The following is a 20,728-nucleotide window of genomic DNA, read 5'->3' as shown; positions in this document are numbered from 1 at the left end:
TCCCAACCCCTTGTCAATCAGCAGACCGCAGCCCACTCCCCTGGGACGCGTCCGCATAATGACACAAAGTGCCGACAACGCCGCAGGCCGGGCGGACGATGTGAGTGCGTCACCCCATCTCAACCAGCCGGCTGAAGCGCTCGGTCACCACGTGTTCACCGCCGGCGTTCTGGCCGGTGCCGGCTGGGTAAGGGTGAACAGGTCCGAGTGACGCCCGAGCGGCCGTCCCGGGACCGCTCAGCCGTCGTTTGCGGCCGGGCGCCCGTTGTTGCGGCCGTCGAGGAAGGCGTGGATGGCCTGGCGGGCCCGCTGTTCCGGTGGGGTGTCCTGTTCGGCGGGGAGGGCGTTGCTCAGCCAGAGAGTGGCGAAACCGTGTACGAGCGACCAGGCGGCGATGCCTGCGTCACGGGTTCCGGTGCCGGGCGGGGTGGGGGTGCCGTAGAGGAGTTCGCCGGCGCGCTGCTGAGCGGCGCGCAGTGCCGGGTCGTCGCCTTGGTGGAGGTGGGGCTGGAACATGACCTCGAAATGTGCGGGGTGGCTGAGCGCGAACTGTACGTAGGCCACGCCCATCTCCGCGAAGTCCGCGGTCTGTTCCTGCGCGCTGTGCATCAGGTCGGCCAGTGCGTGGAAGCCCTGGGCGGCCAGTGCCGTCAGCAAGCCCTCACGGCTGCCGAAGTGGTGCGTCGGTGCGGCGTGCGAGACGCCTGCGCGCCGAGCGAGTTCGCGGAGGCTGACCTTTGCCACGCCGGATTCGGAGATGGCGGCGGCCGCGTGGTCGAGCAGTGCGCGCCGTAGATCTCCGTGGTGGTACTGCTGTGTCCGTCCGTTGAGGGGGGCGTTCATCGCGGCAGTCTAGCCGAATCTTGACATTGGCAAGATGTCGTACATAGGTTTCGATCTTGTCATTGGAAAGATCGAAGACGGAATGATTGAGGGTGCGTATGGCGCCGTTGGTGACTCTGCTCGTCGGATCCGCTCTGGCGTGGCTGCTGGGGTTGGCAGGCGTGGACGCGCTGGAAGGGTGGCAGGCGGCGCTGCGAGTTGGTCTGGCCGCGATGTTCGCGCTGACCGGCACGGCGCACTTCACCCGACGACGCGAGGCTTTGACCCGCATCGTTCCCGCGCGCCTGCCCAGGCCCGAACTGTTCGTCACGATCACCGGTGTGCTGGAGTTCGCCGGGGCGGTCGGGCTGCTCGTCCCTTTCACCAGCCGTCTGGCGGCGGGGTGTCTGGGGGTGTTGATGGTGGTGATGTTCCCGGCCAACGTTCGCGCGGCCCGAAGCGGCGTCCTGCTCAGTCCCCTCAGTCGGCTCGCTCCGCGCACCGTACTGCAGATCGCCTTCCTGACGGCCTGTCTCGCGGTCGCGCTCTCCTGAGCGACCTCCGAGAGATCTGGAGGTAGCCGTACTCGGCCAGGGTGCGTCTCTTCTCGGGAGACTTTGCCACCGACCGGCACGGACGCAGTCGCTCCCCGGGATTCGATCTATGCTCCTGCACCGCGATGATCGCAGGTCTAGGGCGTTGACCAGGCATTTTTCGTCCCCTGAGGAGAAACGCACCCTCTGGCAGACGAGCCTCAGGACGCCATGTGTCGAGTGAGCTCGCGTGACTTCTGTTGCAGTGCGGCTGTCCACTCCTTTGCATGGGGATCTGAAACCGTCTGATAGCCGCTCACGGCGCGCTAGGCCGCCTGCCAGTCCACCTCGATGCTCGCTTTCTCAGCCAAGTACAGCACCATGGCAACGGACCCTTCGGACAGGGTGGCCATGACGGCGTGCCTGGTTTTGCTGTGCCAGGCGAGCAGGGCGTCGACGAACGCTGCGCATGCGATGGGGGCGATCTGACACTCGTCAGTTGCCATGAGGCCGATGCCGGATGGCAGATTCATTTCGGCTTGATAGACGGTGACCAGGCTCGTGAACGGCCGGGACGCCCCGTTGGACGGGTTCCACAGGGTTTGCCGCCCAAGTCGTAGTAAGTGGCTCACGTCAGCCTCTCACTGCTGGTCACAGGGGGTTGACATCACGGTCAGTCAGCCCTCCACGGAAAGTGAGCCAGAGCCACTACTGCCCGATAAAGCCACCGCCGGGTCCGGAGCGGGAGCCAGTGGCGTGGACGACGTCCCTTGGTCCGCTGTCCCCCTTCGGTGGACGGCGACAGGTCGGGGAGCCCTCCGCCCCGCGGGCCTCGTACGGGGTGTCCGGGGAGAGATCCGTCACCGTGCGTCGCGGAGCTGAAGAAGGTATGCGGCAGTCAGCGCAACAGCACGGTCCTCGTCATGCGTGGTCAGCCCTGTGCCGGCCCCTGACTGGTCGAGGGCGTCAACTGCTCGGCACGCCCAGTTGCGCTGCCACTGCCTGACGGTGGCCTGGGCGCGTACTCGCTTGCAGAGTCGCCGAGGCCGTCCACGCAAAGGCGTGCGGTGTAGCGGGCGGCCCAGCCGGATACGCGGGGCTGCTCCGAAAGGTCGGCGCGGACGCCGGGGTGGACGTTGAGGATGCCGGCGACCATGCCTTCCACGATGGCGGGAATGAACGCGCGTACGAGGCAGGCGTGTTCTCCGTATCCGAAGGTGACCAGAGGCTGCCGTCGGCGGCGGAGATCGAAGGTGTCGGGCTGCTCGAACACCGTCTCGTCGCGGTTCGCGGAGCCGATCGCGGCCAGGATGTGTGCACCGGCGGGCAGGCGTGTGCCGCCCAGCTCCACCGGTCGCGTGGTCATGCGGTCGACGAGCCCGAACGGTGGCATCCAGCGCAGGACTTCGTGGACGGCATCGCCGAGGAGCGCCGGGTCGTCCCGGACAAGTCCCCGCTGGTCCGGGTCGTTGAACAGCGCGACCAGGAGGCTGCCCGCCGCCCACCCTGGTTCGGGAAGGGACGGTAGGGTCACGCGGATTGTCGGGAGGACCTCCGCGGCGCCTCGCGGACAAACGCTTCCAGGGGTGATGTGCCGCCACCGCGCGATCGCCGAGGACGGGTCCGGGCCGAGGCCCTCGAACCAGCGGGTAAGCGCGGCGTCGAGCTCGTTCACAGCAGCGGCCGACACCGCGAGCTTGGCGGGGTCCCCCGGATCGAGGGCGCCCAGCCATAGGTCCTGTGCCAGGCGCAGCAAGGTCGTGCTGTCGACCTCAAGGCTCAGCATCCACCGGAACACCTCTGCCGCGACGGGTTGCAGGACCTCGCCCATAAGGTCTGCTTGCCCGTGCATGCCGGAGACCCGCTCGATGACCAGCTTCCGTGCGTACTCTCGGGCCACACCGGCCCGTTCGGGCTCGAAGATCTCCTCGACGCTGGCGCGCATCCCTTTGTGGATGTCGCCGCTGCTCGACAGGATGTTCTCCGATCCGTAGATCTCCGACATGGCGGACGGAAAGCTGGTGGTGAAGGTCTGGCTGTGACTCATCACCTGACGCACGTCATGCCAGCGCGTGACGAGCCAGCAGCCGAGGGCGGGGATCTCGGCCACAGGGTGGTCACGTCGAAGCCGCTGATAGATCGGATAGGGATCCGCGTGGAGCACCTCCGGCGTGATCGTGTCCAGGAACGAGGTCATGCACCCTCCCGAATCGCTTCGCGGCAGTCTTCGTTGATTTCCAGGGACTCGGAAGTGGGGAACCGTCGTTGAGCCGGCGGCCGCCGAGCTCTTCGTACGCTGAGACGCCCCGGGGGTTCGCGCGGTGCCGGATGGAACGACGACTCCGCCTGACGGCTCATCAGCGACCTTGGAGCCGGGACACTTCTGGCCTCTTCGGCCGCAAGGTCCGCCGGGCCGGTCGGCAGCGCCATCGGCGGTGTCCTCCTCAACACCCTCGGTCACGCCATTTCCCCTGGAGCGTCGTGAGCCTCATGGCGCGGGCACCGCCCTCGTTGTCGCTGCCCGGACACACGCTTTCCGACATGGCACGCCGCTACAAGCGGATCACAGGAACCAAGGCCCAGGGCCGTGATCCGGTGCTTGCCGTCACGGCTGTGCCGCTGGCCCCCAACGCCGGAATGCCGCACGCTCCGAATGGGACGCTCCTTGCCGGTTGGTCGGCGTGCGCCCCCTGCCTGTTGCCGCGCACGCGGGGATGGGCGGGGCAACATCCCCAGGAGGCGGGCAGTCGGTTGCGGTCCGGCTGCCCGCCTGCGGGTCAGCGTTGGTGGGGGAGCGGGGGCCGTTCGGCGTCTTGTTCGGCGGAGCGGTCGAATGCTCCCGGGCGGGAGAGGTCGTCAAGGAGCTCGTCGATGAGTTCCTGCGTGACGTGCGGCATCACGTAGACGTGGCTGTAGTCGTGCCGGCGGCCACCGAGGTTGAGCGGCACGCAGGCGAGCGAGTACTTTCGCGTGATCTCGGCGCGGGGCTGCTGGAACCAGACGCTGAGCGCGTGATCGCCGTGTCCTACCTCGATGCCGTCCTCGGCCCAGGGCTCACCGCGTTCCTGCAGCTGCACGCTCAGCCGGCGCAGGCGCTCGGCGGTGTACTCGGCGATCCGCAGGACCTCGGCGGCCTGGCAGACCTGCTGCTCCTCGCTGAACTGGGCGAGGTGATTCCACATGGCCAGGGAGGCGAAGCCGCTACGGGAGCCGGCGAAAGTGCTGTCGGGGGAGGAGACGACCGCCGGGTCGGACGGCGGGCGCAGTTTGGATCCCGCACGGGACATGTAGATCCCGGTGGGGACGGGCGCGCCGGGGTACTTGTGGCCGCTGGTGACGATCGAGGACACTTCGGGAATCCGGAAGTCGAAGACCGGGGGTGCGCTGTCGATGAGCCCATTGTCGCGGGCCTTCTCCAGGTACGGGGCGTAGGCGCCGCCGAGGGCTCCGTCGACGTGGATCCAGTACCCGTTGCGGATACTGACGCGCTCGGGGTCGTCGGGGTCGAAGCGCACGGTGCGGTCGATGAGTCCGTGCTGCTTGAACACCGGGCGCAGGCGCTCGCAGGCGCCTTGGACGTCGTCGTAGGCGCCCTTGAAGACGCTGCCGATGTTGAAATTGACCAGGACGGGGTGGCCCTTGGCGGCGAAGAAGTCCACGAGGGCGATCAGGGCGTCGACGTCGACCGTGCCCGGCCCCTCGTCGCCACCAGTGGTCGGGACTCCGCCGAGCGGCCAGCCGTTGTACGTCTGCATCCCGGTGCCGGCCACGTCGATCGGGCACTCGCCTGGGTAGAGGCTGCCACCCAGGTCGTAGAAGGTCGGGATGTCCAGCACCCGCATCGCCTTGATGTGCGAGTAGTGGGTCTCCTGCGAGAAAAACGCCACCGGCATGTATGCGTTGGGGTTGTCGTCGGGGTGCTTGGCCCGTAGATAGCTGGTACGACAGCTGGCGTCCCCGGAGATCTCGTCGCGTACCAGGGCGTTGCCGTCGAGGTAGTCACGCGCGTTCCACATGGCGTACAGGTTGCCCTCGGTGCTGCCCATGGACAGGACATACCCCCACCCGTCCTGATCCCCAGGACTGGCCGGATCCTCGGGCAGGGGGGCATGCCACAGACGGGCGTAGTGCTCCAGGACCGCCCGCTCCAACCATCGCGAGTGCAGGCTGTAATTGCTGTCGACGAACGGGTCCCCGATGTTGTTGATGTGATAGCCGAGGAAACGCCCCAGAGCGGCGTGGCCGTCGAGCGACAGGTTCACCTGGTAACCCAGGAGACGCCCGCGCTGCCCGCCCAGATGCCTCTCCAGCTTGGCGAGGACCGCGGTCCGCTGCTCATCGGTGTAGGCGACGCTGCCCAGCCGGTAGTCGTCGTTGGCCGGCTGCGCCGTCAGTTGCGTATCGGAGTGTTCGGTAGTCATTCTGTTTCCGATTCTGAGGGATTGTGAGATCAGGTGTGAATCACCGCCGGGTGACACCGATCTCGGCAATCGCTCGGATCTAAAGGGACGAAGCAGGCTGCGGGAATCAGCTGCCTGTATGAATTTCAACGGGCGGTAGTCGGAGTGGCCGGTCGCCGGACGCTGAACCGCCGCGGCAGTCATCGTGGTGCGTTGCTGCCCTGTCCAGGGCCTCGCCGCACACAGGATATGCATAATGCGATGCCCCGACTACCCGCCTGTCCACCTTTATCGCCATCTAGTCATTTCGACTGAAAAAGGTTTGCTTTCAATTTCCCGGAGTTCCTTCAGGAGTGACGTTTCGGCAAGCGGCGGAGAGCATGTTTGCGTCATTTGATTGCACTCCTGAGTAAATTCGATCTCTTTCGGTCGCGGCTACCCGCTCGTGCCCAGGCCATCGTCGGCTGGCCGGCCTTTCCCAGGCCGAGACGTGCTGGGCACGGGCCCGGCAGGCGCAGTCCGGCGAGCTGCGACAGAACCCCGTGTGGGCGTTGATCGAGCCGATGATCAGGCCTGGAAGCAGGGCTGGGTAGCGCGGTCGGCGACCGGAGATCCCGGGTCCTGCGACCTCCGGGAAGTCGTGAACGCGCTCTTCTATCAGAACCGAACAGGCTGCCACTGGCGCTGTCTGCCCCATGACCTGCCGACCTGGTCGGCGGTGTTCTACTACTTCGGCCTGTGGCGTGAGGACGGGCTGGACCAGCGGATCCAGGAACTCTTGCGCTGCCAGGTGCGGGAGAAGGCCCGCCGATTAGAGGACCCGTCCCTCGTGGTCATCGACACCCGGTCCGTCCGCGCCGCGGCGGGTGTCCCGAGGACCCCGACGGGGCTGGATGCGAACAAGAAGGCGTCGGGGCTCAAGCGAGCACTGGCCGTCGACGGTCTGGGGCTGATCATCGGCGTCGTCGTCCTGGCCGCCTCTGCACACGACGACACCGCCGGCCTCCAGGCCCGGCACGACGAGGTCGCCGAGCGGTGCGGGATGCGTCTGGGAAAGGCCCTGATGGACCAGAGCTTCAAGGACGAAGTCATCACCCACGGCGCCCTGATGGACATCGACGCCGAGGTCGTCCGCCGCAACCCGGCCGACCAGGGCAAAGGCTTCGTCCCGCAGCCCAAGCGGTGGATGGTCGAGCAGACGAACGGCACGGTGCTGCTGCACCGGCGCCTCGCCCGACAGCGCCTTCACGAACGGACGCGCGCCTGCCGGTCGAATTCCCGTGGAGTGACGGGCCGTCCGTCGTCCGCGTGCAGCGAGAGCGGGGCACCGTCCAGTGCGACGGAGGGAATCCCGGAGTCCTCCGGGGCGTCCTTGGTGCTGTGCGTGCGGACAACCTTGTTGACCCAGGGCAAATAGGTCAGTTCGCGGATAGCGCGGTCGAAGGCGGGGGAGCGCAGTCCCTCGACTCGCCCGGCGACTTTCAGCAGCCCCTTGTCCAAGGTGGCGGCGTCGCTCCCGGCAAGCAGCTCCCCGAGATAGCGAGCGAATTTCCCGGCGTCCGCGTCGGCGGCCGCGCCCAGCGCATTGAGAGCGCGCCGGTCTTCCTTGCTGCCGGAGCCGCCGTCCGGGGACGCTGCCAGCTGGTACTCGATCTTGTATGTGCCCTCGTCGGCGAGCTTGCGCATGGCCGTGCTGACGGACTGCTCCGCTGTGTGGCACGGCTTGCAGTTCAGCGCCGTGCGGACGGTCAGGGTGTGCGGTGCGTCCGGTTTGCCGTACGTGACGGAAGTCCGTTGCTGACGAGCCGTCGGCGGAGCCTGGTGCGACGGGCCGCGGTCGCTCGCTCGACCCGCAGCCGCTCCCGCGCGCTGAGTCCGGACGCACCCTCACCCACGGCTATGCGTCCTTGCCCGCCGGTGAAACCGCCGTACAACTGGCCGTCCCGAACTCGCCCTTGGCGGTGGCCCGCTTCGCTTCCTTGCCGTTGATATAGATCACGCAGTCCGCCTGGCCGCCCTTCTCACCCAGCATCAGACTGACATTGGGGGAGGTGGCTATGCCCTTCATGGTGAGCTCCTTCTTCCATGGCAGTTTCGGTGCCTCGACATCCTTCGAGGAGAGTTCGCCCTTGGCGCCTTCCTCGTAGGTGACGGTCTGCACGCCGCTTCCGGTCACCTCGTAGACGACTTTGAACTCCTTGGCGTCCAGCTTCTCGAATTCGCTCTTGACATCGCCGGCGCAGCCGGTGAGCCAGGTTGCTGCCAGCCCGGCCGCGACGGTGATCGAAACGGCCTTTGTTGTGCGACGCATGATTTCTCCTTACGGGTTACTGAATGTGTGCGTGAAAGTGGCCCCGGGGCCACGAAAGCCCGGTGCGGCGAAACGGAATTCCGCCGCACCGGCCGACTACCGAGGGTGTGGTTTCCCTATGAGGCGTGTGGTTCTCCGCCGGTGCGGCGGAGGCTGTCCGCCGCACCGGCAGGGAATCGGCCCCGAAGGGCCGCAGGGTGGTGCGTGTTACCCCAACATTTGATCTTCGTCGAACCCAAGCTCCTCCTCGGCCCCTAGTTCGACAGCTGCATGCCATCGGACAGTGTTGGGCCATGACGGGGCTGTCATCCGGCGAAGGTGATCATGCGCTTCCGGCGTGCCAATCTCTCCCAAAGAGGAGGTGACTTTCTGGCACAGCCAGTACGCCGGAGCGTCCTCGCTCACCGAGCGTTCCGCTACATGAAACAGACAGGTGACCGCGCCCACTTCCTGGATCTCACCCAAAATGTCCACGAGATCTTCTGCGTTGAATCCTACGGCATCTGAATCAAGAATCTCCTGAAGCGCCGCACCGAGGCCGGCCACCCGAAGAGGAGCAGCCAAGTTGGCGAACTTGTCAACCCTGGTCCAGTTTTCCGCATGCGCCGCTTCGCGAATCCAGGAAACGATGTCGTCGCAGAGCTCAGGGTGCCGTTCCGCAAGGGACCTGGCGACCTGTTCCGTGATGAATCCGTTCCCGAGCGACTCCACAATTTCGACTTGAAGCTGTTCGCTCCTTGGGGAGGTCACCAGTTGTTCACCCTTCCAGATCTGGCAATTCGTGAATTGAACACTCCGACCGAACCAGGCCTTAGACCGAAAGTATCGAAACTACGCTCCGATTTCAGGTGCACAGCGTTGATGTCCTGGCCGATTTCCCCCGGAGTCTTACCTGCCGCGATCAATGCATCGCGGGTGCCTGGGAACATCTCAAAGCGGACCAGGACAGTATATTTGTCGGCATTCCTGCCTCCCCTGCGCGCGGTCCTCGCCCGCAGGCCTTCAAGGTACTCGCGGGACTGCGTGACGAAGTTCTCCGTACCCTTGACAGTGATCTCGCCGTTGGGTCCCAGTTGCTTGAATTCCTTCTCGCTCATTGCGCGATAGAAGACTTCGTTGCAGTTGTGAACGAGTACGGGTGTGGCGCCGGCGAGGGCATGATACGTGTGGGTGCTCTCGACCGTGAGGTTGTGGACGGTGGCGTTCTGCGTCCACGCCTGTACCGCGCTGACCTGCACCCACGTGCCGGAGCTGGTCCGGAGCCACATGCCCGGCTTCAGATCGCCGGCGTCCACCCATTTCTTCAGGTCGGGGACCCAGAAGGGGTGGCCGTCGGTGGCGATCAGCGCACCGCCGGCGCCCTGTTCCCCGTCCTTGTCGCCGTCCGCGTGGACGGTGATCTTGACGAGGTCCTTGCTGCCGTTGCCGATGATCGTGGCGACGACGGGTTCGGCTGTGGTCCTGCCCGTTTCCGGGTCGGTGGCCAGGACCTTGTCGCCGGTCTTGATGTCCTCGATGGGCTTGCGGGTGCCGTCGGCCATCAGGACGGTCGTGCCGGGTACGAAGCTGTTGGGGGTCGGGCAGCCCGACGGCTGTACCGCCTCCCTGACCTGTTCCTTGACCTGCTGTTTGACCTCGCTCTTGATCTCTCGTTTGATCTGGCGGGAGCCCTGTGGGCGGGCCTTCTTCGGCGCCGGCCTGGTCCTGGGTCGGTAGGTGGGCTTGGCGCGCGGCTTGGGCCGTTGCTTGGCTGCATAGCGGTACTTCGACGCGCGTTTGGGCGCTGCCCTGTTCGCCGTGCGCTGTTTGGCCTTCGCCCGCTGGCGCAGTGCGTTCGCCTTGGCCCGCTTGGCGCGTTGAGAGGCTTCGCGGATTGCCCGGTTCTCCGCGCGCCGCAGCTGCTGCTGCATGCGCTTCACGGCTTCCCGCTGGCGTGCGATTTCCCGGGCCCGGGCCTTCTGAGCCGCGGAGGGACCCTTGTTGGGCTTGGCGCCCTTCCCCTTGCTGCCGCCCTTGCCGGCTTTCTTGCCGCCCTTGAACAGCTTGGAGGCGATCGTGCCGCCCACGCGGAAGAGCGCACCCCAGAAGAGGCCGTCGGGGTCGGACTCGGTGACCGGTGCGTTGTTGGCGTACGCGTACGGGTTCATCGTCTGCGGCTGGCCGAAGTCGATGAGCGGGTCCACGGAGATGAAGCGACCGGTGGTCGGGTCGTACTCGCGGGCGCCGAGCTGGGTGAGCCCGGTGTGCTCGTCCTCGCGGCCGGCGACGAAGCCACGGTTTCCGGCCCAGGCGCCGGGCTTGGCGCCGCGGTTGGTGCCGAAGGGGGTGAGCAGGCGCCGCTCGACCGGCAGGCCCGCCTGGCCGAGGCCGACCTGGGTGGTGCCGCTGCCGTGGTGGTCGGTCAGCTGCAGGTTGAGTGTGCCCTTGCCGTACGTCCCGTCCCCGTCCTCGACGGTGCGTACGGTGACGGCGCCGTCGGGGTGCTGGTAGTAGCGGGTGGTGGAGAGCTTGCCCTCCTTGTCCGCGGTCAGCTCGGTGTTGCCGAGGTAGAGCGTGGTGCTGCCGTCGGCAGCGCGGTGGATGAGGCGTTCGCCGTCGGCGTCGTAGAGGTTCTCTGTGCTCTTGTCCCCTTCGGTGATCTTGGCGAGGTTGCCCTCGGTGTCGTAGGACAGCTTCTGGATGGTGCCGCCCACCTGGCGCAGTGTCATGTTGCCGGCGGCGTCGTACGTGTAGGTGCTGGCCGAGGTGCCCTGGGGGCCCTTGGCGTCGGCCTTGGTGAGCGTTCGGGGCTGGTCCTTGCCCTTGCCCGGGTAGTGGTAGGTGCGGGTGATGTCGTTGGCGGTGTTGCCGCTGGGGTCGTGCTCGACGAGGTCGGTGCGGTTGCCCACCGCGTCGTAGCTGTAGCTGTGCCAGTACGGCTGCGGGCCGCCGACGTTCTCCTTGGACGGGGCCTTGGCGCAGGCGTCGGTCGCCGTCCAGGCACCGGTCATCCGGCGCAGCGCATCGTAGGCGAAGCACTGTGTGTCGGGCCGTCCCCCGTCGGGCATCGACGCACCGGGGATCCGGGCGATCTTGGTGATATTGCCGGCCGGGTCGTAGGTGTAGTTGGTGTCGTCGATCCGGCTGTTACTGGTGTCCTTGCTGTCGCGGTCGTGGACCGTGCGGGTCAGCCGGCGGGTGTGCTCGTCGTAGAACGAGGTGGTGTACACCTTCCTGCCGAACTCGCCTGCCTCGCTGCGCAGCACTTCACTGGACGCGGAGTACTGCAGGTTGGATGCGTATACCGACAGACCGGCCAGGCCGGTGGGAAGGTCATCGCTGTTGTACCGGGTGGCCAGCAGCTCCTTCTTCAGCGGACCGACGGCAGGTGCCTTCGTCCACAGCGGAAGGCCGGTTCCCTTGGTGTAGCCGTGCTCGTAGGCGTAGGTGCCGGCGAGTTTCCCCTCGGATTCGGGGATCACGATCTGGGAACCAGTGGGCTGGTAGGCCTGGTTGTAGCCGGTGACCTCGCTGCGGTACTCCTTGCCGCCGTGATGGCGGACGGCCGCGGCAGGCAGGCCCTTGAGCAGGCGGTCGTACGTCCACTCGGCGAGCTTGGGTCCGTCGGGTCCGCCCTCGCGCAGCGAGGTGGGACGGTCCAGCGCGTCGTAAGTGGTGGAGACCTTCTTGCCGCGGGCGTCGGTGACGGTGACCGGGCGGTCGTCCTTGTCGTACGTGGTGGTCCTGGTGCCTGCGTCGGGGTCGGTCGCCTTGATCTGGCGGCCCCGGGCGTCGTACTCGAACGTCCAGTTGTTGCCGTCGGGGTCGGTGACCTTGGTCAGCTGGCCCTTGCGGTTGTAGGCGTAGGAGGTGTCATTCCACTTGGTGCGCTCGGCGTTGGTGTACTCGCGCAGCTTGGTGGTGCGGCCCTCGCTGTCGGTGAAGGCCGTGCTGACCGTGCCTCCCTGGGAGGGCACGATCGTGGTGCGTTCTCCGTGGTGCTCGGCGGTGACGGTGTGCTGGTCGGCGCCGTACCGCCGGGCCGTCTGTTTGACCGGACGGCCCAGGCCGTCGTAGGTCATGACGCTCTGGTGCGGCACCTTGTTGTCGCCGACGACCAGGAGCGTGCGGCTCGTGGCTCCTTCGCTGAAGTAGCTGCTGTTCTGCTTGACGGCTCGGCCGTGTGTGTCATGGAAGACGTCGCTGATCAGTCGTCCGCCGCCGACCGCGTCGTCCTGGGTCTGGCGCTCGCGCAGCAGGCCGTCGTAGATCTCGATGCCGGTGGCGTAGGAGCCGTTGTCCTTCAGCGTCCGGACCGTGACGGTCGATGGACTCGTCTTGCTGATGTCGTAGCTCAGTTCGGCACTCGGTGAGTCCTTGGACTTATCACGGGTGATGTCCCAGAACTTGACCACGCGGCCGAGGCCGTCGTGTTCGGTGTCCGTGCGGCGGCCGTTGGCGTCCACCACCGAGGTGACGACCCCGAGCGCGGGGTCGGCGTTGCTGGTCTCGGTGTGGCCGAGCGGGTTGGTCACCACCGTCTGCGTCGGGTTCGCGCCCTTGGCCGGGGTGTAGGCGGTGGTGGTCTTGTTGCCGTCCACGTCCCAGCCGGCCGTCGGGCGGCCGTGCACGTCGTACTCGGTGCGCTCGGCGACCTGGTAGCCCTTGCCGTCCCCGGTCATCTCCTCGACCGAGGTGATGTCACCCTTGTCCGGTGCCGCACCGAAGGGCTTGCCGTCGTAGAACGTCCTGGTGTCGGAGACGACTTCGCCGCCTGCGGCGTCGCATGCGCCGGTGACAGTCTTCTCCTGGGACTCCAGTTCCAGGAACCACTTGTCGGTGTTGCGGGCGTAGGTGAGGGTCGTGCACGCGTCGTCGTTCGGGTCGGTGATGTCCCCGAAGTCGTGTGTCCGGACCGGCTGGCCGTAGTCGTCGTATGACGTCGTCTCCTTGGTGCGCTGCCATGTGCCGTCGGACTGGCGTGTGCGCTCCTCGGTGGAGTGGGGGTTGACGTCCCACGCCTGGGCGGGAGTGGTGCCGGTGCGGTTGCGGGTGGCGACGAGCCTGGCGGTGGGGGTCAGCTTGGTGGCGGACTCCACCTGGCCGCCCTCGTCCAGGTACGTCAGCTTCTCGCGCAGCTGGCCCCCGTACTGCGGCAGGTCGTCGGCCTTCCCGCCCTCGGAGTCCACCACCTGTGCGGTGCGCTTCTTGCCGTCGGGCAGGCGGTCGCCGTGCATGCCGCGGAAGTACAGCTCCTCGGCCATGGCACGCTTGCCGTCGCCTTCGCGGCCGGTGTACGTGCGGACCTTGCCGTAGCCGCGGTACTGGTTCCAGGTGCGGTGCTTGTCCTCGGTCAGCTCGCTGTCGTCGTACGCCCAGGCCGGGGCGCCCAGGTACTGGTACGAGGTCACCTTCGGCAACGCATCGGTGACGTTGTCCTCTTCGCGGATCTCGGTGACCACGTACTTGTGGAACCAGTCCTGGAGGGGCTTGTCGGCCCACTCCGGGGTCCAGAAGGACGGGTAGCAGCGCATGCCGTTGTCGTGCGGGGACGCGGGCAGCTTCTTGTTGTCCGGCATGGCCGAGCACTCACGCGGCGAGTAGGCGACGCCGACGGTCGAGCCGTGCTCGGTGTCCACCGCATGGATGCGGTAGCGGGAGAAGGGCTCCAGCCCGTCGAAGCCGTCGACGCGGTTGTCCATCATCTCGCCGCGGAAGGTCACCGGCGGCATGACGGTGTCCTTGCCCCCGGTGTGGCCGGTGTGGGTGACGGCGGCCAGCCACAGGGCCGGACTGGTGCCGTCGGTCCTGGGGAACTGGTGCGTGAGCTCCCAGCTGTCGGCCTTGACGTAGGCGTCGCCGACCAGCGCCTCGGTGGTGATCTTTGTCAGGCGCTTGGTGCTCCAGAAGCTCGGGGAGAGCTTGCCGGTGCACTTGGCTCCCGCGTCGCACTTGAGGTCGAAGGGAACATCCGGCCAGTGCTTGGCGTTCTCCTTGGTGAGCTTGTTGCCCGCGCAGTCGAAGTCCTTCGACGGCAGGCAGCGTTCGGCGGTGGTGAAGTGCACCCGCGCCGCGGCCTTGGCGGAGAACAGGGACTCGGCGCGCTGGCCGTAGTCGATCCGGGTCAGATGCCCGGCACGGTCGTAGCGGACCGGCTTGTCGGCCTTGCCCAGCCGGCCGTAGTGGTTGGTGTCCTTGGCCCACCACAGGCTCATCGCATCGCCGTGCGGATCGACGACGTAGTCCAGATTCCAGCGGTACGCCTGCGTGCAGCCGGACTTGTCGAAGGTGTCGGCGTGGCAGGGCTCGCCGGGGTGGTTGCCGAAGACCGGGGTGGTCAGCGTGGAGTTGGTCTCCGGCTTGCCCGCGCTCCAGCCCGGCAGGCGGTTCAGGCCGAACCAGTACTGGGTGCCGTCGGTGGTGGTGAGCACCCAGTGCTCACCGTCGTTGTCGCCGTTCGCGGCGCCCTTCTTCGGCTCGATCCGGGCCCCGTCATCGTCGGCCGGCTTCCAGGTGCCGGTCCTGTCGTCCTTGATCAGCTCGTTGGTCTCGCCGTCCAGGGACAGGATGAGAGAGTCCGCGAACCAGCACAGGTCGCCGGTCTTGGTCTTGTTGTTGGCGCCCTTGCCCATGTCCTGGGAGCAGGACTGGTAGCGGCGCTCGATGAATCCAGGGTGGTAGTCCCAGCCCTCACCGATCCAGGAAGCCTGGTTGTTGGTGGAGGCGGTACGGCCGTCGATGGACTGGGAGGAGTAGCCGAGCTGGATCTCGGGTTCGGGGCCGCCCGGAGCGTCCGGGGCCTCGATCGGGTGAGTCCAGGAGAATCCGCCGGTCATCCCGCCGGCGCTCCAGGAGCCGGACGGTGCCAGGTCGGTGGTGCCGAAGCTGCCGGTGGTGCCGGCGGCGCCGGCCGCGGCGGCGAGCATCAGAGGCTGGCCGGCAGAGAGTGCGACCCGTGCCGTCAGGCGCTGCTTGGCGGAGTCGTTGTGAGAGTCGATCTCGGTGGGTCTGGCGCACTCGGCGCGGCCCGGGTCGGTGGCGGCACAGCCGGGGAGCTGTACGAGCTTCAGCCGGGAGCCCCAGTCACCCCCGTAGAGCCGGGAGTAGGGCGAGTAGTCGAGTGCGACGTCCACCTTCTGGGGTGGGGCGTCAGCCTTCCGGGGTGGGGCGTCCGCCTTCTGGGGCGGCGCCCGCTGGCCGTCGGATATCGCCGTGGCCTGGGTGAGGGGTGTGGCGCGACCGGTGGCAGGCGAAGAGCCCTGCTGCGCGGTACCACCCGCCTCGCCGGGACCCTTGGCGTCGGTGTCGCGGGAGCCGCCTTCGCCGCCCTCGGAAGCGTCGCCATCGTGCTGTTCGGCCTGCTGGTGGCTCTCCTTGACGTCCTGCTTGCCGGCCTTGCCGTCGACGTTCGCCTCGTTCGGCTCACCGGAGTTCTCGGCCTTGTCGGCGGTGCCGGTCAGCTTGATGACGGGGCCGTCCGCACCGAGCTTCGCCGCGCCGTTGGCGTCCAGCATCTCGACGGTGACGCCGTCCAGTGGGGCGGCCGGGGTTTCGGTGTCGGCGGACCGCTTCGCCCGCTTGGGGGCAGGCTCGTGTGGGGGTTCGGCCGGGGCTACGGAGACCGGCAGATCGCCTGCCTGAGCATGACTGTCGCGACCCTTGTGTCCTGACGCGGCGTCCGACGCAGGCGCGAAGCCGACCTGTGCGCGGCCACTGGGCAGCTTCACGCTGGGAGCCCGCCAGGGAGTTCCGGCGCCGTTCTTCCGCGCCTTGTGCCGGCCGGTGAAGTCGTGGCCTTCGACCGGCTGCTCCTGCTGGAGCTTGGGCAGGTCCGGTCCCGCCTGCTTGGCCGCGGCAGGCGAGGTGCTGCCTATCAGAGGCACGAGCAGGGACAGGAAGAGCACCGCGACGGTGGCTCTCCATCGCTGACGTCGCGACCAGAAGTCGCGCAAAGCGGACATAGGGCACCCCTAGGGTTGAGTAAAGATCTTGCATTTTTTACACCAAGGGGCAATTGCCTGCAAAAAGCGCTCATTCCGGCCAACATCCACACCTCGAATAGGATAAGCCAAGTTTGGGCAAAGATCAGACCAAGTATCCTGCTGCACGCACTTGTCCTAGATGAGAGGAAAGTTCGTGATATTCAGGGGTGGCTGGTCCCGGCCGCACAGATCTCCGCGCAGACGAGCCGGAGCGCTTGCCCTCGTCATCGGTGCCGCCGGACTGGGGTTCGCGCCGGCCGCAGACGCCACCGGGACGTCGACTGTCACCCACACCGCGGACCATCAAGACACCCGCACTGAGGCCGACGCGATGGACGAGGCACGCCGCACCGGCAAGCCGGTGGAGGTCACCTCCCTGCGCACGGAGAAGCAGGAGGTGGTGGCCAACCCGTCGGGCACCCTCACCCTGACCCAGCACGCGCAGCCGGTACGGGCCCGCAAGAACGGCAGGCTGGTACCGGTCGACGCCACACTGGAACGCGCGGGCAGCCGTATCGCGCCGAAGGCCACCACCTTGAAGGTGACGTTCTCCGGCGGCGGGGACACCACCCTCGCCACACTCACCGCGCAGGACCGCAAGCTGTCGTTGCAGTGGCCGGAGAAGCTTCCCGCACCGCAGCTGAGTGAGAACGAGGCGACGTATCCCGAGGTACTGCCCGGTGTCGACCTGAAGGTCCGTGCCACCGCCGAGACGGTCGGTCAGGTCCTCGTCGTCAAGAACGCCGAGGCCGCCGAGAACCCCAAGCTCAAGCAGTTCCACCTCGGGATCGAAGCGGAGGGGCTGCGCATCGAGGAGGACGAGGAGGCCGGCACGCTGCGGGCGCTGAACCCGGCCGGCCAGGAGCTGTTCGCCTCGGCCACCCCCCGTATGTGGGACTCGTCGAAGGAGGAGCAGGGCAACGGAGACGATCAGCAGGACGGGCGTGACAGCCAGGTGGCCCTCCGCACCCTTGCGGCTGCCACCGTGCCATCAGGCGACCTCGAACCCGGTGTGAAGAGCGCCGATGTGGACATGTCGTACGCAGGTGGCAAGCTGACCCTGACCCCCGACCAGTCCCTGCTGACCGGCAAGGACACCACCTTCCCCGTCTATATCGACCCCACATTCGGCGGCGTACGCCAGGCATGGACCATCGCCTACAAGCCGGCGCCCAACTCCTCCTTCTGGAACGGCAGCGGCTGGGGCGGCTCCGGGAAGAAGACCACCGAGGCGCGGGTCGGCTACGAACGGGAGACCGGCGGCACCGCCCGCTCCTTCTTCCAGATGGACTCGCGGTCACTGGCCGGTGCGGAGGTGATCAAGGCCCAGTTCACCATCGTCAACACGCACTCGTGGACCTGCACGGCCATGCCCGTGGAGATCTGGGACACCGGCCGTATCTCCTCCGCGACCACCTGGAACAAACAGCCCAACTGGTCGCGGAAGATCGAGACGAAGAACTTCTCGCACGGCAACGAGAGCGTCGGCTGCGCGGACAAGGGCGTCGACTTCAACGTCACCTCCACGGCCAGGGACGCGGCACGGAACAAATGGCCCAACATGACACTCGGTCTGCGCGCGAGCAATGAGTCGGACACCAGCAGCTGGAAGAAGTTCAACAGCAACCCGAAGCTGATCGTCGAGTACAACCGAGCGCCCAACGCCCCCACCGCGTACGGCTCCAACCCGTCCGTCGACTGCCACGCCGACCCCTACCCGGCGATCGGCAACACCGACGTCCAGCTGCACGCCACGATCCGTGACCCGGACGGCGGCACCCTCGATGCCCGCTTCATCATGTGGCGGACCGGTGTCACCGGCAATGTCTTCGACGAGACGGTCTCGGTGACCAGCGGCAGTGTCGCCAAGGTCACCGTCCCCAAGTCAACCTTTAAGGACCGAACGTCCTACTCCTGGCAGGTACGCGCCGAGGACGGCCGCACGGTCTCGGCGTGGACCCCCAACCCACCCTGCCGCTTCACCGTCTACAAGGAACGCCCCAGCTTCCGACCCGCGGTCTCCTCCAAGGAATACCCCATCGCCCACGACGGCGGCGACGCTCCCGAGTGGGGCGCGCCCGCCCGCACCACCGGTACCTTCACCCTCGCCAACGGCGGCTCCAAGGACGTCGTGAAGTACGTCTACGGACTGGACCAGAAGAACCCGACCAGCGTCGCCGCCCCCTCCTCGCCGGGCGGCAGTGTCGACGTCAAACTCACCCCCTCGCACGCTGGACCGCACGTCGTCTACGCCTACAGCGAGGACCGGGCGGGCAACCGCTCCGACACCGGCGCGTACCTGTTCTACGCCTCCGGCGCCGGAGTCAAGGACAAGCCCGGTGACCTCAACGGCGACGGCCACCCCGACAAGTGGGCCACCGACTTCGACGGCAAGCTCTACATGTACCCGGGCACGGGCAACGGCGCGTTCGGGAGCCGACTGGTCGCGGCCGAGAGCGGCTTCAAGGACACGCTCCTCACCCGCCGCGGCGATCACACCCAGGACGGATACGAGGACCTGGTGGCCCGTCACCCCGACGGCAAGCTGTGGATCTACGCCAACACCGGCTTCGGCGCCGTCGACACCGAAAACCGCCAGGAAATGGAAGGGTTCGACACCCAGCTGGACACCGCCAAGATCGATCAGCTTGTCGGTGCCGGCGACATCTCCGGCGACGGCCACCCGGACCTGCTCGCCCGCGTCGGCGACAGCGTCTGGCTGCTGGTCGGCCACCCGTACGGCTACATCACCGAGGCTTACCCCATCGCCGACAGCGGCTGGGCCAAGCGCACCCTCATCGCCCCCGGCGACATGACGGGCGACGGCCCGATCGACCTCATGGCGCGCGACGACGCGGACGGGAAGATCTACCTCTACCGCGGCGAGGCCGACGAGGAGACCGGCGGCACCAAGCCGGCCAGCCTGGTGAACGGCGCTCCCAGCGTGTACGGGGCCAGCAACTGGCACAGCACCAACCGGCCGATGCTCATCACCCCCGGCGACGCCAACGGCGACGGCGTGCCCGACCTCTGGGCGGTCACCGCCGACGGCCAGAACGGCGACCTCCTGTACCACCCGAGCCGGCCCGGCAGCTTCGTCGACGGCACTCCGGTCAAGGTCGGCTGGGGCTACAAGTCGATAGCCTCCCTCGCATAGCCGGTAACCGCGCCTGTACGGCCATCCGTACCGCGGAGCCCCGGACCGAAGTGCATGCTGCTGGCTGATTCGTACTCTGCACGATGTCGGCCTTCGAGACCCGGCTGGGGCCTTGAAGGCCGACGTTCGCTTTCGCCTGACTACGCGCGTGTCGTTGAATTCACCCTCGATGAGATCCCCGGCATCCTGTGGACATGGGCATCCGCATCCGCTCGGCGGTGCGGGACAGGGTGCCGCTCATCGAGGGCAGGTCCCGGACCTCCTCGATCGCGGTGGCCAGCAGATGCGCAACCGCCCCGACGACTGGGGGAGCACTTATCCAAAGGATGCGGTATTCCGGCCTGCGGAAGGCGCTCGTGTGCAGGAACCCAGGCGTTGAACCGAGGATTGGGGGATGGGCCGCTCGGTCAGCTCTGGCAGCCGCAGCCGGACGCAGACTTGGCTTCAGCGATCAGCCCTTCTGGGCCGGCGGTTGGCCGCGCTGGGCACCGTCACCGCGCCCGTCCCCGTCAAGAAGCTCACCGAGGAGCGGCTCGCCGAGGCGATCCGGCGCGCCGTGTGCGCCCCCGAGCTGCGGGAGAACGCCCCCGGCGCCGGCCGCCGCATGGCTGCGGAGGACGGCGCCGAGAGCCTCGTACGGGCGGTGCGGCGGTCTGAGCGGTGGCTGTCCGGGCGGCCGGTCCGGCCCGGACAGCTCCCGGTACTCAGATCTTCGCGAACTTCTCCGCGTCGGCGTAGACGTAGTTCGTCGCGTCGAGGGTCTTGACGGCGACCTTCACCTTGTCGCCCTTGTGGAAGACGGCCCCCGCCTTCGGGGTTAGCCTCACCTCCGCGATGTGGGAGCCGAAGTCGCAGGTCACCTCGCCACTGGCGAGAGTGCCGGTGGCGACGGCCTTCTTGCTGACCGTGCTGGTGGCCACGCCCTCGATGCGCAGGGTCTCGCCAGTATCGCAGGAGTAGGTGACATCGACGGTGATCACGGGCTTGGGCTTGGCCACGTACTCGGCGCCGTCGATGGCGATGAGGTTGGCCTTGGCCGAGGCCGGAGCGGCCAGGGCCACCGCGCCGCCGGTCAGGACGACGGCGGCGGCCGCGGTGGCGCCGATACGGGCGCGCAGACGGGACTGCTTCATGGGTGTTCCCCCCTGAGAAGTGGTGCGAAAGGTATGGCGCTGCCCTGCCGGTTCACAGGAACCGCAGAGTAACAATGCGTACGGATCATCACAGGTGATAAGGATCGCCGTCTAGGGGATAACTCGGAACGGCTCAGGGGGGTGAAGCGGATGGCCATCGTGAAGATGGGGGAGATCGCCCAGCGGTGCCCTCGCAGGTTCGCGCACTGGCGTTGGACCACCGCCTCGACCTGGTGGCCAGGGCGACAGGAGCCGTGTAGCGAGAGATCGTTGCGCACGGTTCTGTGGGAGTCGAGGGGTGAGAATCCCCTCGGCTACTCGGCGGCTTTCAAGGTTCTGCCGTCCGTGGCTGACATCGATTGGTCACCCGATGCCCCACGGCGATTCGGCTGCCAATTGGAATTGCGAGTG

General features: G+C 67.2%; 11 protein-coding genes and 1 pseudogene. 3 read left to right on the top strand and 9 right to left on the bottom strand.

Annotated elements, in window-relative coordinates; translation table 11 throughout:
- Nucleotides 1-237: 237 nt before the first annotated feature.
- On the bottom strand, nt 238-843 hold the full coding sequence (locus ACFY12_RS32345) for a TetR/AcrR family transcriptional regulator (protein WP_390719519.1): 606 nt from the start codon (nt 841-843) through the stop codon (nt 238-240).
- 98 nt (nt 844-941) lie between these two features.
- On the opposite strand from ACFY12_RS32345, the gene ACFY12_RS32340 reads away from it, so the two are divergent.
- Complete coding sequence (locus ACFY12_RS32340) at nt 942-1,376, top strand: DoxX family protein (protein WP_390719518.1); 435 nt, start codon at nt 942-944, stop codon at nt 1,374-1,376.
- 305 nt (nt 1,377-1,681) lie between these two features.
- Here ACFY12_RS32340 and ACFY12_RS32335 read toward each other — a convergent pair whose 3' ends face one another.
- The 3 genes from ACFY12_RS32335 to ACFY12_RS32325 form a co-directional block, all read right to left on the bottom strand.
- Nucleotides 1,682-1,987 (bottom strand): DUF6086 family protein, encoded by a 306-nt coding sequence (locus tag ACFY12_RS32335; RefSeq protein WP_390719517.1) that lies wholly within the window; start codon nt 1,985-1,987, stop codon nt 1,682-1,684.
- A 299-nt stretch (nt 1,988-2,286) separates the two neighbouring features.
- Entirely contained in the window at nt 2,287-3,552 is a 1,266-nt protein-coding gene (locus tag ACFY12_RS32330) for a cytochrome P450 (RefSeq protein ID WP_390719516.1), read from the bottom strand.
- Nucleotides 3,553-4,132: 580 nt separating this feature from the next.
- Nucleotides 4,133-5,776 (bottom strand): histidine decarboxylase, encoded by a 1,644-nt coding sequence (locus ACFY12_RS32325; RefSeq protein ID WP_390719515.1) that lies wholly within the window; start codon nt 5,774-5,776, stop codon nt 4,133-4,135.
- Nucleotides 5,777-6,318: 542 nt separating this feature from the next.
- On the opposite strand from ACFY12_RS32325, the pseudogene ACFY12_RS32320 reads away from it, so the two are divergent.
- Nucleotides 6,319-7,019, top strand: a pseudogene (locus ACFY12_RS32320) (transposase); the annotation flags it as partial.
- Here ACFY12_RS32320 and ACFY12_RS32315 read toward each other — a convergent pair.
- From ACFY12_RS32315 to ACFY12_RS32300, 4 genes are all read right to left on the bottom strand, one after another.
- Nucleotides 7,001-7,489: a hypothetical protein gene (locus ACFY12_RS32315; protein ID WP_390719525.1), complete on the bottom strand. Its 489-nt coding sequence runs from the start codon at nt 7,487-7,489 to the stop codon at nt 7,001-7,003. The pseudogene ACFY12_RS32320 and the gene ACFY12_RS32315 overlap by 19 nt on opposite strands.
- Before the next feature lie 163 nt (nt 7,490-7,652).
- Nucleotides 7,653-8,066 carry a hypothetical protein gene (locus tag ACFY12_RS32310; protein ID WP_390719514.1) on the bottom strand — a complete coding sequence of 138 codons (414 nt, stop codon included), beginning with the start codon at nt 8,064-8,066 and terminating at the stop codon, nt 7,653-7,655.
- 207 nt (nt 8,067-8,273) lie between these two features.
- Nucleotides 8,274-8,816, bottom strand: a complete 543-nt coding sequence (locus ACFY12_RS32305; protein ID WP_390719513.1) for a hypothetical protein — start codon at nt 8,814-8,816, stop codon at nt 8,274-8,276.
- On the bottom strand, nt 8,813-16,006 hold the full coding sequence (locus tag ACFY12_RS32300; protein ID WP_390719512.1) for a polymorphic toxin-type HINT domain-containing protein: 7,194 nt from the start codon (nt 16,004-16,006) through the stop codon (nt 8,813-8,815). The genes ACFY12_RS32305 and ACFY12_RS32300 overlap by 4 nt, the downstream gene beginning before the upstream one ends.
- Before the next feature lie 175 nt (nt 16,007-16,181).
- Between ACFY12_RS32300 and ACFY12_RS32295 the strand changes: the two genes are divergently transcribed.
- Nucleotides 16,182-19,184: a DNRLRE domain-containing protein gene (locus ACFY12_RS32295; protein ID WP_390719511.1), complete on the top strand. Its 3,003-nt coding sequence runs from the start codon at nt 16,182-16,184 to the stop codon at nt 19,182-19,184.
- Nucleotides 19,185-19,888: 704 nt separating this feature from the next.
- Here the strand turns inward: ACFY12_RS32295 and ACFY12_RS32290 are convergent.
- Entirely contained in the window at nt 19,889-20,317 is a 429-nt protein-coding gene (locus ACFY12_RS32290) for a hypothetical protein (protein WP_390719510.1), read from the bottom strand.
- Nucleotides 20,318-20,728 lie beyond the last annotated feature (411 nt).

Source organism: Streptomyces sp. NPDC001339 (assembly GCF_042895955.1).
In the GTDB taxonomy this organism is placed as follows: Bacteria; Actinomycetota; Actinomycetes; order Streptomycetales; family Streptomycetaceae; genus Streptomyces.
Note: the sequence above shows the minus strand (reverse complement) of the source record. Positions and strands in the feature narration are given on the sequence as shown.